Source organism: Tenacibaculum sp. IB213877, assembly GCF_034043975.1.
Taxonomy (GTDB): Bacteria; Bacteroidota; Bacteroidia; order Flavobacteriales; family Flavobacteriaceae; genus Polaribacter.
The window spans coordinates 72,535-86,636 of the sequence record NZ_JAXCHH010000011.1 but is presented as its reverse complement, the minus strand read 5'-3'; the positions used below and the strand labels follow the sequence as shown (position 1 = coordinate 86,636).

The 14,102-nt window shown below is 32.5% G+C and carries 9 protein-coding genes; 7 read left to right on the top strand and 2 right to left on the bottom strand.

From position 1 onward, the window contains the following. The coding region (locus SLH33_RS11970; protein WP_320419345.1) for a tandem-95 repeat protein at nt 1-4,737 on the bottom strand (4,737 nt) is incomplete at its 3' end. A 315-nt stretch (nt 4,738-5,052) separates the two neighbouring features. On the opposite strand from SLH33_RS11970, the gene SLH33_RS11965 reads away from it, so the two are divergent. From SLH33_RS11965 to SLH33_RS11935, 7 genes are read left to right on the top strand one after another with little or no spacing between them, the layout of a single operon-like run. Further along, nucleotides 5,053-5,466: a response regulator gene (locus SLH33_RS11965; RefSeq protein WP_320419344.1), complete on the top strand. Its 414-nt coding sequence runs from the start codon at nt 5,053-5,055 to the stop codon at nt 5,464-5,466. Between the two features lie 5 nt (nt 5,467-5,471). Continuing rightward, the gene (locus SLH33_RS11960; RefSeq protein ID WP_320419343.1) at nt 5,472-6,014 is read left to right on the top strand and encodes a heme NO-binding domain-containing protein; all 543 of its coding nucleotides are present in this window, start codon (nt 5,472-5,474) and stop codon (nt 6,012-6,014) included. Next, on the top strand, nt 6,011-8,374 hold the full coding sequence (locus SLH33_RS11955) for a PAS domain S-box protein (protein ID WP_320419342.1): 2,364 nt from the start codon (nt 6,011-6,013) through the stop codon (nt 8,372-8,374). Before SLH33_RS11960 ends, SLH33_RS11955 begins: the two co-directional genes overlap by 4 nt. Then, the gene (locus tag SLH33_RS11950; RefSeq protein WP_320419341.1) at nt 8,371-9,504 is read left to right on the top strand and encodes an FIST signal transduction protein; all 1,134 of its coding nucleotides are present in this window, start codon (nt 8,371-8,373) and stop codon (nt 9,502-9,504) included. The genes SLH33_RS11955 and SLH33_RS11950 overlap by 4 nt, the downstream gene beginning before the upstream one ends. Beyond that, complete coding sequence (locus SLH33_RS11945) at nt 9,504-10,556, top strand: sensor histidine kinase (protein ID WP_320419340.1); 1,053 nt, start codon at nt 9,504-9,506, stop codon at nt 10,554-10,556. The genes SLH33_RS11950 and SLH33_RS11945 overlap by 1 nt, the downstream gene beginning before the upstream one ends. Nucleotides 10,557-10,561: 5 nt before the next feature. Further along, complete coding sequence (locus SLH33_RS11940; protein ID WP_320419339.1) at nt 10,562-10,879, top strand: Hpt domain-containing protein; 318 nt, start codon at nt 10,562-10,564, stop codon at nt 10,877-10,879. 15 nt (nt 10,880-10,894) lie between these two features. Then, nucleotides 10,895-11,614, top strand: a complete 720-nt coding sequence (locus SLH33_RS11935; RefSeq protein WP_320419338.1) for a LytTR family DNA-binding domain-containing protein — start codon at nt 10,895-10,897, stop codon at nt 11,612-11,614. A 317-nt stretch (nt 11,615-11,931) separates the two neighbouring features. Here the strand turns inward: SLH33_RS11935 and SLH33_RS11930 are convergent, their stop codons facing one another. Further along, nucleotides 11,932-13,929 carry a tetratricopeptide repeat protein gene (locus SLH33_RS11930; protein WP_320419337.1) on the bottom strand — a complete coding sequence of 666 codons (1,998 nt, stop codon included), beginning with the start codon at nt 13,927-13,929 and terminating at the stop codon, nt 11,932-11,934. Nucleotides 13,930-14,102 lie beyond the last annotated feature (173 nt).

Below are 14,102 nucleotides of genomic sequence, written 5' to 3'. Positions count from 1 at the left end.
ATCGATGGTTACGGTTCCGTTAGCCGGCGCTGATGAGATGCTTACCGAAGCAGGATCGATGGTACTATCGATATCCGAATCGTTGGCAAGTACATTGATAGTAACCGCAGTATCTTCATTAGTTGCAGCGTTATCGTCTATTGCTACTGGCGCATCGTTTGTAGCATTCACCGTTACATTCACGATAGCTGTATCACAAAGTGCAGGTGTTGCATCATCACATACGGTATATTCAAACGAGTCATTTCCGTTGAAATCAGGATTCGGTGTATAGGTTACTTCTCCTGTTGCAGGATCGATAGTTACCGTTCCGTTAGCCGGAGCTGAGGAAATGCTTACCGAAGCAGGATCGATGGTACTATCAATATCTGAATCGTTGGCAAGTACATTGATAGTAACCGCAATATCTTCATTAGTTGCAGCGTTATCATCCGTTGCTACTGGCGCATCGTTTGTAGCATTCACCGTTACATTCACGATAGCTGTATCACAAAGTGCAGGTGTTGCATCATCACACACGGTATATTCAAACGAGTCATTTCCGTTGAAATCAGGATTCGGTGTATAGGTTACTTCTCCTGTTGCAGGATCGATAGTTACGGTTCCGTTAGCTGGAGCTGATGAGATGCTTACCGAAGCAGGATCGATGGTACTATCAATATCCGAATCGTTGGCAAGTACATTGATAGTAAATGCAGTATCTTCATTAGTTGCAGCGTTATCATCCGTTGCTACTGGCGCATCGTTTACAGCATTCACCGTTACATTCACGATAGCTGTATCACAAAGTGCAGGTGTTGCATCATCACACACGGTATATTCAAACGAGTCATTTCCGTTGAAATCAGCATTCGGTGTATAGGTTACTTCTCCCGTTGCAGGATCAATAGTTACCGTTCCGTTAGCCGGAGCTGAGGAAATGCTTACCGAAGCAGGATCGATGGTACTATCAATATCTGAATCGTTGGCAAGTACATTGATAGTAACCGCAATATCTTCATTAGTTGCAGTGTTATCATCCGTTGCTACAGGTGTATCGTTTGTAGCATTTACCGTTACGTTTACGATAGCTGTATCACAAAGTGCAGGTGTTGCATCATCACACACGGTATATTCAAACGAATCATTTCCGTTGAAATCAGCATTGGGTGTATAGGTTACTTCTCCTGTTGCAGGATCAATAGTTACGGTTCCGTTAGCCGGAGCTGAGGAAATGCTTACCGAAGCAGGATCGATGGTACTATCAATATCTGAATCGTTGGCAAGTACATCGATTACAATTGGAGCGTCTTCGCTACCAGTCGCCACATCATCCGTTGCTACTGGCGCATCGTTTGTAGCATTTACCGTTACATTCACGATAGCTGTAGTTGAATCTCCATTTGCATCCGTAAGGGTATATGTAAAACTATCATTTCCGTTGAAATTAGCATTGGGTATATATTCAAATACACCATCTGATACTTCAGTTACATTACCATTAGTAGGAGGAGTGGTTAGGGAATAGTCATCACCATCACCACCGTCACCACCAATATTATCATTGGTAGATACATCAATTTGGTTTGTGGCTCCTGCTGTTGAATCTTCTTCCACAGAAAGATTATCTGCTGCTGCAGTAGGTGTATCATTTACCGCATTCACCGTTATATTTACAATAGCAGTGGCAACATCTCCATTTGCATCCGTAAGAGTATAGGTGAAACTATCTGTACCTACAAACCCGAAGTTTGGTACATATTCAAAAATACCATCAGTTACTTCCACCACAACACCATTAGTTGCTCCTGTGTTGAGAGCATAATCATCGCCATCACCACCGTCATTTCCTATGATATCGTTGGTGGAAACATCTACTTGATTTGTGATGCCAGCTGTACTATTTTGATCTACAGTGAGAGAATCATCATTTGCTATGGGTAAGCTGTTACAAGAAGAAGTATCGGAATTATCTCTTACAGCATTACTGCTCGCTTGTCCGCCTGAAGCAATGGTTGGTATTCCGTTAGCATCTACAGTATCACCTAAAGAATTATCTGCATCTAAATCTGATTGAGTAAAAGAAGCTGCTCCTTCTATAGCGTCAGGACATCCATCATTATCTGAGTCTGTATCAAAATAATCGGGTATACTATCATTATCAGTATCACAAGCAGAATAGCCATACGAGATACCTTGAAAACCATCTAAATTATCATCATCTGGATTGATTATAGTTATATTATTTGCTCCTGCAACCCAAGAAATGGTATTATAAAACCCTTGGTCTGGAGTCATCAACTCTAAAGATGTAGAATTGGTATTTCTTGTACCTAATACTTGTACGTTACCAGCTTCATCAACAATAATACGAACCCTAGGTAATCCTTGTATATTAGTTAGCCATATGGTTTCTGGAGAGGTGTTATCTTGAAATCTAAATAAACCTTCTATAGCACTATTATAAGCTGAAGTTTGGAATTCCATGGTGCCACTACTTCCTGTTGTGTATACCGGAGTTCCATTAATTTGAACTTCTATAGAATTATCAACAAAATCAAAATCGAAAACAGCATAAATTGCATTGGTATATGAAAAATTAAAGGTACTTCCACCATTGCCGCCTGAAAAAGAGTTTGCTATTTGACAATATTCGTCTACATCTTTAATTCCATCATTGTCATCATCTTGATCACAACCGTCGGGAATGGAATCTCCATCATTATCTGCCAGGTCATTAAAGCCAGGACAAATATCTGAGGTATTGAAGATTCCATCATTATCGCTATCACATGCGGTGAAGTTTGAGCTATCGGTAGTAGCAGGAGAATTTGCTTGTCCGCCATTTGCTGCTGTTGGAACTCCGTTAGCATCAACACTTCCTGTTAATGCGCCACTTCCATCAATATCTGATGGGGTAAAAGTGCCATTTCCTTCAAGAGCGTCGTAGCATCCATCACCATCACCATCGGTGTCTAAATGATTGGGTAAGGTATCACCATCGGTATCTATAAAAACAGGCATGTTGCAGAAATCAGTAAAGCGAACACTATGGTTATTTACGGCACCTCCTGTAGAAGCAGTAAAACCAAAGTATACATACCCCGAACCGCCAAAGTAACTGTTAATAAGATCTCCTGTATAGCTACCTGCTAAAACTCCGTTAAGGGTGTATATTAAAGTTTGTGTATTGGCATTCCAAGATACATTAACCAAGTGCCAATTACCATTTTCTAAGTTACCAAAATCTACAGCAGGAGATATGTTACCTGCAGCTTGATTGTCTGAATCCCATATTGAAGTATGGTCATTAGGTATATCATTTAAGCCTGCTCCATTATCCCATGTATCAATTTCTAAAACAATTCCGTTAGCAATACCACCGGCGCCCATTCCTTGTCCATTTTGTCCAATCACAGCTGATCCAGCAGGGTCATTGTGAAAAACAATTGCAATTCCGTCCGCACCAAAATCATCTGTTCCTAGGTTGGCTTCAAATGAAAAGTTGAAATCTTCATAAAAACTTAAGGTATTAAAAGAAAATGCTTGTCCGGATTGATTGTTTAAGTTTTGCGTTAAACGAACTTCATTTGGTGCTGTTTGTACAGCATTTCCATTAATAGAAAAAATATCTTGAAATTCAGAATTAAGAAGTCCTTTTTCATCACAATCTAAAATACCATCATTATCATCATCTAAATCACAACCGTCAGGTATTGAATCTCCATCATTATCTGCCAAATCATTAAAACCAGAGCAAATGTCAGCCGAATCAGGTACTCCGTCACCATCAGCGTCTGGAGGACATGCTGTAGTATCTAAACTATCAGTAACAGCTATAGTATTTGCTTGTCCACCATTTGCAATTGCAGGAACTCCGTTAGCATCAACTCCTCCTGTAAGTTTTCCTTCTGCATCTAGATCAGAAATGGTAAAAGAACCAGCAGCTTCAATAGCATCATAACATCCGTCACCATCACTATCCGTATCTAAACTATTGATGAGGCCATCACCATCTGGGTCACAGCCTGCATTCATATTAAAGTAAAAATCATCAAAGCGTATTCTGTTTTGAGGATCTGTATTCTGCTCATCATAAAAATATACCCTTACATAATAGGTTGTGTTTGCAAGTAATATATAATCATTAACAGCATTTTGAAAAAAAGCATAGCCATTTGGTGCTTGCATTGCTCCAATTTGAAGGTCTTGAATCAGTACGTTTGCTGTACTAAAATCGGTAGCATTGGTAGAAATTTCAAGAGCAAGTTTGTGGTTACCCATATTATATTCTATATGACTTGCATCTCCTGTAAAATAACCAAAATTAATTTCAGTAATAAAAAGATTAGAATTAGGTGTAAATGCAACCTGTATATAATCGTTATTGTTTTTTGCTCCTACAAAGGTGGCTTGATCTGCTCCACTAAATATATAGGTAAAAGGATAATCAGGATTTTCAAAAATTCCTGAACCGAATGACAAATCATTAGCATTCGTAAAAAAAACAGAGGCATCAGGACTTGTACCGTATGTAACAGCTTGTCCTTGTCCGCCACTATCGTTATGATTCCATTGTATTTCAATTGATGAGCATGCTTCGTCAGTATCTAAAATACCATCATTGTCATCATCAAGATCAACAGAATTAGCGATACCGTCAGAATCTTTGTCTTGACTGTATATGATGTTATAATTTGTTGATATGAAGCTTAAAAAAGCGATTAAAATCGAGGTAATAAAATATTTTTTTTTCATATCAAATCAATTTAGGTTAATAAGGATTTTTGATTTATGGACTAAAAATACCAAGGATATGACCCTCTTTTTTTTTAATACGATAAGTTAACGATTACTATAGACGAAATGAAAATAGATATAGATGAGTGTTTTAAGGTTATTTTTCAAAGCAAACTAGGAATAGAAAAGGAAGTTATTTTAAATAAAAACCATTCATCGAAAGTTTTTTACCGTTCAACGACTGATAAATAGTTTTAGACTAAAAGGAAATAAAAAAAGATTGTAAAAAAAGTATTATTGTACTTGGGGGAGATAAAAAAATAAATATAGAGAATGCAAAATTCATTAACAATTTTACTTATAGAAGATGACCAAATTGAATTAATGAAATTCAACAGGGTTTTATCTAAACTGGATTTAAATCACAATGTGATTGAAGCTACTAATGGAGAGGAGGCTCTCAAAATTCTGTCGCATAAAGACAAGTTACCACATATAATTTTATTAGATCTAAACATGCCTAAAATGAATGGTATAGAATTTTTAGACATCCTTAAAAAGGATAAAGATTTAAAATATATACCTACGATTGTTCTAACTACGTCTGCAAATCATAAAGATATGTTAGAATGCTATAAAATTGGTATAGCGGGTTATGTAGTAAAACCATTAAAGTATGAAGATTATAAAGAAAAAATAAAAAAAGTATTATCTTACTGGTCTATAAACGAGTTAATTTCAGTGTAAAAAGTATGAAAGGAATTGTATTCACAGAGTTTTTAGAAATGGTAGAAAGTACATTTGGACTAGAAACCGTAGATTATATTGTTGAAAACTCCGATTTAAAATCTGAGGGAGTATATACTTCTGTAGGAACTTATGATTTTATAGAAATGGTAAATTTAATTACCAAATTAAGTGAAAAAGTAAACATTCCTGTAAATAATCTTATATATGAATACGGTAAATATTTTTTTAACGTATTAACAAATTCATATCCTGAAATTTTTAAGCTCTACAATTCTCCATTAAACTTATTATCTTCAATAGAAAGTCATATACATGTACATGTTAGAAAAATATACCCAGAAGCAGAATTGCCTACTTTTGAAGTATTAGAAGAAACCGATTCAAACATGAAAATGATTTATAAATCGGAAAGAGCAATGTATATGTTTGCTCTTGCCTTGATAGAAAAAACATTTGAACATTATCATGATAAAGCAACTGTGTCTTATGAAAAACTAAATGAAGAAGGAACGAAGGTTAAGTTTGAAATAGAAAAAGTTGTATGAGTCAAAAGGAAATTGAAATTTTACAAAGAGCTCTTGAGCGTGAGCGAAAAGCAAGAAAAGAAGCTGAAAAAATTTTAGAGCACAAATCTTTACAATTATTTACGGTTACCCAGCAATTAAAATCAGCAAACTTAGACTTGCAAGAATCACTTCGGGAAAAAAAATCAGAATTAAAAGGAGTGTTTGAAAACATTAATGATGCTTTTGTTTTAATTGATTTGAATGGTAATGTTTTGAAAATGAACGTTGCAGCGATGAATTTGTTTGGGTATGATTTAAAAAAAGAATCTCTTAATTTATTACATATTTTACATCCAGAAGATTTAGAATATACAGCTGAGGCATTTAAAAAATTATTAAAAAAGGGCTCTTACACTAAATATAGATCAAGAATAGTATCTAAAAAAAAAATAATAAAAATAGTTGAAGTAAACTCAAGTTTGGTATATGATAAATATGGAAAACCTGTTGCAGCGCAAGGTATAGCAAGAGATATTACACAAGAAATAAAAATACAAGAACTTTTAGAAGAGCAAAAACATCAGCTAAACATTATTTTTGAAAACTCACCTATTGGTATTACACTTTCCAAACAAAATGAAAAAGGGCTGTTATATATAAACAAATCTCTTTGTAAAATGTTAGGGTACTCTGTAAAAGAGTTTCAAAATATGCAAGTACAGGATATTACGCATCCTAATGATGAAGAAATATCAAGAGCTAATAGAGAAAAATTATTTAAAGGAGAAATTGATAATTTTACTTTAGAAAAAAGATACCTAAAAAAAAATGGAGGTATCCTTTGGGCAAAAACCACTGTTACTGCTGTTAGAAATAACGAAGGAGAAATTAAGTTTCAAGTAGCCACTATTGAAGATATTAGTAAAGAAAGGCTAGCGAAAGAGCAATTAATAGAATCAGAAAATAGACTTTCTTCATTAATTGTAAATTTAGAAAGTGGAGTGTTATTAGAAGATGAAAATAGAACTATAGTATTAACCAATGAAAAGTTTTGTGACTTACTTTCAATTCCCGTGGCTCCTGAGTTACTAAAAGGTCAAGATTGTTCAGAATCTGCCAACCAATCAAAACATTTATTTGAAAATCCAGAAAACTTTGTAAACAGAATCAACCAACTTGTTACAAACAAAAAAACTGTACTAGGAGATGAATTAAAAATGTTGAATGGTAAAATATTAGAGAGAGATTACGTTCCTATTTTTTATAAAGACGTTTACAAGGGACATTTGTGGACCTATAGAGATGTAACTTTAAAAAGAAATTACCGCCAAAGTTTAGAAGCCTATAAACAAAAATACAGTAATATAATTGCCAACATGAATTTAGGCTTAGCAGAAATTGATAAAGAAGGAAACATATTGTTTGCCAACCAAAGCTTTATAAATATAACAAGTTATCCTAAAGAAGAAGTGATAGGAATAAAAATATATGACATTTTTAAAAAAGAAGAAGAAGTTAAATTTCTTGAACAAAAAATAAAAGAGCGCAAGAAAGGAAAAACAGACTCTTATGAATTTAAGTTTATAGATTATTTTGGAAAAGAAAAATACATACTAATTAGTAGTGCACCTAATTATGATATTAATGGAGAAATTATAGGTTCAGTGGGAATTTTGTTAGATATAACTCATCTTAAAAGTTTAGAAATACAAAAAGAAAACCTATTAAAAAAACTCAAACATAGCAATCAAGAACTTGAAGAATATGCGCATATAGTATCTCATGATTTAAAATCACCTTTACGAAGTATATCAGCACTATCTAGTTGGTTACAAGAAGATTATGGTGAAGTGTTAGATGAAGGAGGAGTTAAAAATATTAATTTAATACAAGATACTGTTGAAAAAATGGAAAACTTGATAAATGATATTCTCAATTACTCTAGTATTAATGAACAACATTCAACTGTAGAAACCGTAAATGTTTATCAGGTAGTTACCCATATTAAAAGCCTAATATTTATACCAGAACATGTAGAGATTATTGTTGATGAAAACTTACCCGCAATAAAAGCAGATAAAACAAGAATTCAGCAACTTTTTCAAAATTTGATAGGTAACGCAGTTAATTACATAGATAAAGAAAAAGGAATTGTTGAAGTAAGTTTTGAGGAAGATAAAGACGCCTACATTTTTAGTGTTAAAGACAACGGAATAGGAATAGCCAAAGAATATCATAAAAAAATATTCAATGTTTTTCAATCTTTAGGAAACCATAAAGATTCAACAGGCATAGGACTTTCAATAGTTAAAAAGATAGTAGATATGTACGAAGGCAAAATTTGGTTAGAAAGTACAAAAGGCATAGGAACTACATTTTTTATTAAGCTGAAAAAATGAAAATAGTACAAGGAAAAAAATTAAAAGATAAAGAATGGGAATTTAATTCGAGTGTAGAATTAAATGAACCTTTAGTACTTGTTTTTGGTAATAGATATGCTTTAGAAAATGTTACTATTTACAAAGAAATTAAACAAAAATTTCCTGACGGACATATAGTATTTGGCTCTACTTCAGGCGAAATTTTATCCAATGCTGTATATGAAAATTCCTTAACACTCACCGCTATTGAATTTGAAAAAAGTAGATTTACGGTTACCACAGAAAATATACTTAATCATAATAAAGATGCGAAAGAAGCAGGAGCATCTTTGGTAAAAAAAATAAATAAGAAAAAGTTAAAGCATTTATTTATTATATCTGAAGGTAGTTTTGTAAATGGTAGCGATTTAATTCAAGGAGTAGAATCTGATTTAACTAATAATGAAATAGCTATTACAGGAGGGTTATGTGGTGATGATGCAAGATTTGAAAAAACATTGGCTTCTTATAATGAAAACCCAAAAGAAGGTGAAATTGTAGCCATTGCTTTTTATGGAGATACTTTAGAGTTTTCATTTGCCAACTATGGAGGATGGTCGCGTTTCGGACCCGAAAGAATTATCACCAGATCTAGCGGAAATATATTATGTGAGGTTGACGGAATGCCTGCTTTAGATTTGTATAAAAAATACTTGGGCGATAAAGCAAAAGAATTGCCACAAGCAGCTTTATTATATCCGTTAAGTGTAAAATCGGTAAACTCAAATAAGTCTATTGTCAGAACTATTTTAAATATAGATGAAGAGCATAACTGTATGATTTTAGCAGGAGATGTTCCTGTAGGTTCTAAAGTACAATTAATGATGGCCACGGTAGATAATATTGCAAACGGAGCCCAAAAAGCTGCAACTTTAGCTATGCAAAACAGAAAAAAGAAACCAGAATTAGCATTGTTGGTAAGCTGTGTAGGAAGAAAATTGGTAATGGATCAGCGAGTAGAAGAAGAGATTGAAGAAGTACAGTACATAATAGGGAAAGATGTAGCTATTAGCGGCTTTTATTCGTATGGAGAAATGGCACCTTTTGCTACCGATAAAAATTGTATTTTACATAACCAAACCATGACACTTACTTTAATTAGTGAATAATGAACTCTTTACTAGAAAGACAAATAAGAAAATATCTAGCCTCACAAGATACGTCTAATGCAGCAATAACAGAATTCATTACTGCGGTAGAAAGATCATACAAAAATTATGACGATCAAATAGCTATGATCCAAAGAGCTATGAAAATTAGTTCAGATGAATTGTTTGAAGCCAATCAAAAATTACGAGAAGAATCTGAACGAAAAAGTAAGTTAATTCAAAAATTAAAAGACGTTATTAATACCTTACGTATTCATGAGTTGCCAAAAGGCGAAAATATAGAAGAAGTAGAATTAGACGGACAAAAATTAGCTAAATTCATTGATGATCAAGCCAAACAACTTATAGATGCTAACCATCAAAGAGAAATTCTATTAAAAAATTTAGAAAAACAAAATGAAGAATTGAATGAATATGCACATATTGTATCTCACGATCTAAAATCTCCTTTACGTAGTATAGATACTGTTACTAATTGGTTATTAGAAGATTATAAGGAGGTTATGAATGGAGAATGTGTAAATCATCTTCACCTTATTTTAAATAATGTAGAAAAAATGGATTCTCTCATTGATGGAATCTTAAATTACTCAAGTATAGACAAAGCAGAAACCAGCGTATATGAGGTAGATACACACCATTTAGTGGAAGAAATAATTAATATTATTTTTATACCTAACCATGTAACAGTAAAAATTAAAGGGCAATTGCCACAAATAAAAGGAGATAAGTATAGGTTACAGCAATTATTTCAAAATTTACTAAGCAATGCGGTAAGTTATATTGATAAACCCAAAGGAATAGTAGAAGTGGGGTGTGTAGAGCACACAAACCATTGGCAATTTTATGTAAAAGATAACGGAAAAGGCATACCCAAAATATACCATGAAAAGGTCTTTCATATATTCCAAAAATTGGAGAACAATCAAAAATCAACAGGCATAGGTTTGTCAATTGTAAAAAAAATTATTGATTATTACCATGGTAGCATTCAATTAGAATCTACAGAAGAAGTAGGAACAACATTTTACTTTACACTACCAAAACAATAAGCTATATGGAAAAGCCCAATATAAATTATATACAAGAACTATCTGGCGGCGATGTAGAATTTGAACAAAAAATACTAACAATATTAAAAACGGAACTTCCAGAAGAGATAGCACACTACAAAAAAGCAATCAAAAACCAGAATTTTAAAGAATCTGCCCAATCTGTTCATAAACTTAAGCATAAAATTAGTATTTTAGGGTTAGAAAACGCATACCGTTTTGCAGAACAATATGAAAAAGAGCTAAATTCAGGGATAGCCGCACAGCATCCATCCTTTTTAAAAATACTAGAAAGCATGTCTCAGTTTTTAGCAAAAAACTAAAAATCGTTAAAACTTATGAACTGTATTATTATTGATGATGAAGCTGCTGCAAGAGCAGTAGTAGAACAACTTTGTAAAAGTGTTGATAAACTAACTGTTCAAGAACAGTTTTCTAATGCTATTCAAGCTATTAAATATCTTAACCAACACAAGGTAGATCTTATTTTTTTAGATATTTATATGCCAGACTTTACGGGCTTTGATTTAATACAAACCCTTAAAAACCCACCCAAAGTAATTTTAACTACCTCCGACAAAAATTTTGCTATTGAAGCTTTTGAGTATGATTGTATAGTAGATTATTTAGTAAAACCTATAACCTTACCAAGGTTTTTAAAAGCAATTCAAAAGGCAGAAAAATTTGATATGCCTAAAACCAAGGAAGCAAAAGAAGAGACTTCTTCTGGTAAAAAAGAGAATTCAGAAAACCAGCTATATGTGAATATAGACAGACGATTAATTAAAATAGAAATACCCAGCATTTATTTAGTAGAAGCAAAAGGAGATTATATTACAATAAAAACCGATACAAAGAATTATACCGTACATTCAACACTTAAAAAAATTGAAGAAAAACTACCAGATGATTTATTTTTAAAAGTACACCGTTCTTATGTTATCAATTTAAAAAGAATTATAGATATAGAAGATAACAGTGTATTAATAGCCAAAGACGTTATACCTGTAAGTAGGTCTAATCGATCTGAACTTATGAAAAGGCTTAATCTACTTTAGTAAAAAAAAATTATAGTTTTAATAATCAACGTTTTATCGATTAACTGCTACCGTTAATCGACCAGATAATTTCATTTAACGAAAACTTAAAAAAAATACTGATAGGGTATTATATATTTGCTGTATAGTTAAAACAAAATACGAGCAATAATCCCTAATAGTGTTCTATACCCCTTGGTTTTATCAGTTATTTGAATTTAATTGGTTAGTTTAGTAATCCTCTTGTGCAATCCCCAATCCACAAGAGGATTATTTTTTTGTTTAATTTATATAGGGAAGTAGTAGCAAATAAAAAAGAACTTGTAAAAGTCCCTTTTCTATTTTATAAAGATTGGTTTTTTGGTTAAGTACCATTTGAGCCTAAAACCAATTTCGGAAAAAGAAAATCCTGCAGCGGTTGCAGATGCTATGTTGGTGTGTTGCCCAAATACATTAGCCAGTAATCTATCAGAAAACTTATAACCAAGCTTTGCTTGAACCCTATAGGTTAACTGTTTTTCATCATCTTCAATAAACTGATAGCCGGTTGCACCACTTAAGCCATAAAACCAATTTTTACGTTTTGTAATCTTCTCATCTTTTAAAAGGTCAGCAAAAATTTCGATGGCATTAAACTTTCCCGGACTAAAATATACTGTCGGAACCTGGTTTTTAAATGATATAAACTGATAATTGATTCCTCCTTTTAAAACAGGTTTACTTAAGAAATTATAGTATAAAGAAGTGAACAATAAATTTCTAGTATTTCCATCATTTTGTGTGGTATGAAAAAACTGAGTAAACCAACCCAAATTAAAGTTAGAACTGATATTATGATTCACATAAAAATTGTTTGCTACAATCTCTTTATCTAATAGGTCCGCATTAAAATTTTGAATTTCTCTTTTATAACCAATTTCTAAGTCTTGTAACTTTAAAGGTTTCATTTTAAAAAATACATCTGCTAAAAGCTGCGTATAATCATTGGTAAATGAGTTTGCTTTGCTAAGTCCGAGGGAAGTATTAAAAGTAATTTTTGGATGCAATTTATAAGTCAACCCAAAGGTAAGATTGTTAGAGGTAGCATTATTTTTAGTAACTGTGTTTTCTGTAGTTCTAAATTGATAATTTGCAGTTGCCTTTAGTTTTGTAGAGAAAGGAAAAACCATTTTTGTTGTTGATGAAAAAGCATTGTTATCTCCATTATCAAAAGTATAGGATACTTTTTCTTCTAAATACGGAGTGAAATCTTCATTCAGTTTTTTCAAAAAATTCATAGCGTCTTTTTGTTTAGGGAAAATAGAAAGTGTTTTAAAAACAGCACCGTAAGCTTTGTTTTCGTTTCCGTTTGCTAATTGCGCATTGGCACTTCCTAGGTTTCCATCAAAAGAGTTTTTGTCATTTTCAAGTATTTGCTCATAATCGGCAATACTTTCTTTAAAATCACTTCTGTACATACCTAAGGTAGCGTGCAAAGAAAGTACCCAATTTTCATTAGGTAGTTTTTTTATAAGTTGATCAATTTCTTTTTCAGCAGTTTTATATTTTTTATTCCATATAAGTGCTTGAATGTATCGTTCTTTGGTTTGCTTTGATAATGTAGAATCGTCTTTTACCGTTGCAACTTTTTGTAAAGATTGTTCAGCAATACGCAATGCTTTTTTATCCTTGCTTTGTAAGTGAGAAACTAATGACAGTCCGTTTAAAGCAATTACAGAATCTTTTTTATTAGTAGCTAATAAAAAATAGGTTTGTTTAGCATTCTCTGTATCGTTTTTAATAAGATATACATTGGCTTTATTGAGTAATGTTTCTTTGTCTAAGTTAAAGTCTGAAAGATTTTCATCAAGAATCTTTAAAGCTGTATCATATTCTTGTTTTTGCTGATGTTGATATGCGTACCCTAAACGAATATATTTTTTTGAAGTTAACGCATTAGGATTGCCAGGAGAAACCTTTAGTGCTTTATTTACATAAACAAGCGCATCTTTATATTCCTTTAAATTAGAAAGCGTGTTAGCATACCCTAATAAAGCAGAAAAACTTTCTGAGTTTTCTTCAACTAGTTTTTGATAGTAACCTTTAGCAGTGTCAAATTGATTGCTCCAAAGTAAAGATTCTGCATAATTCAGTTTAATTTCATAGTCATTAGGGTAAGTGTTTAAAAGTTCAGTAAAAATGGTCACGGCATCAGAAGCGTTTCCACTCAAACCAACAGCTCTACCATAACAAAGTTTAGCAGTTCTATTTTTTGGTTCTTCTTTTAATACAGTTTCAAAAAAAGTTTTAGCTTTAGTGTATTTACCGGTTTCAAGGTAATTAAAACCTTTTTGCATGTTTACTTGTGCAATTAGGGAAAAGCTGTTTGTTAAGATAAGAGCAAGTATAGCCAATGAGTGTTTCATAAAAGTAAATTTCCTTAAAATTAATAATTACAAGTTAAAGATGATATTTAAATAATTCATCTATAGATAATTGCTGTTAATCGAAAGAAAAATGCATTTAGTTG

Bases quoted from the DNA above. Each gene is read 5' to 3' on its own strand.
- SLH33_RS11965 (WP_320419344.1), top strand. From the start codon at position 5,053: ATGCAAAATTCATTAACAATTTTACTTATAGAAGATGACCAAATTGAA.
- SLH33_RS11960 (WP_320419343.1), top strand. From the start codon at position 5,472: ATGAAAGGAATTGTATTCACAGAGTTTTTAGAAATGGTAGAAAGTACA.
- SLH33_RS11955 (WP_320419342.1), top strand. From the start codon at position 6,011: ATGAGTCAAAAGGAAATTGAAATTTTACAAAGAGCTCTTGAGCGTGAG.
- SLH33_RS11950 (WP_320419341.1), top strand. From the start codon at position 8,371: ATGAAAATAGTACAAGGAAAAAAATTAAAAGATAAAGAATGGGAATTT.
- SLH33_RS11945 (WP_320419340.1), top strand. From the start codon at position 9,504: ATGAACTCTTTACTAGAAAGACAAATAAGAAAATATCTAGCCTCACAA.
- SLH33_RS11940 (WP_320419339.1), top strand. From the start codon at position 10,562: ATGGAAAAGCCCAATATAAATTATATACAAGAACTATCTGGCGGCGAT.
- SLH33_RS11935 (WP_320419338.1), top strand. From the start codon at position 10,895: ATGAACTGTATTATTATTGATGATGAAGCTGCTGCAAGAGCAGTAGTA.
- SLH33_RS11930 (WP_320419337.1), bottom strand. From the start codon at position 13,929: ATGCAAAAAGGTTTTAATTACCTTGAAACCGGTAAATACACTAAAGCT.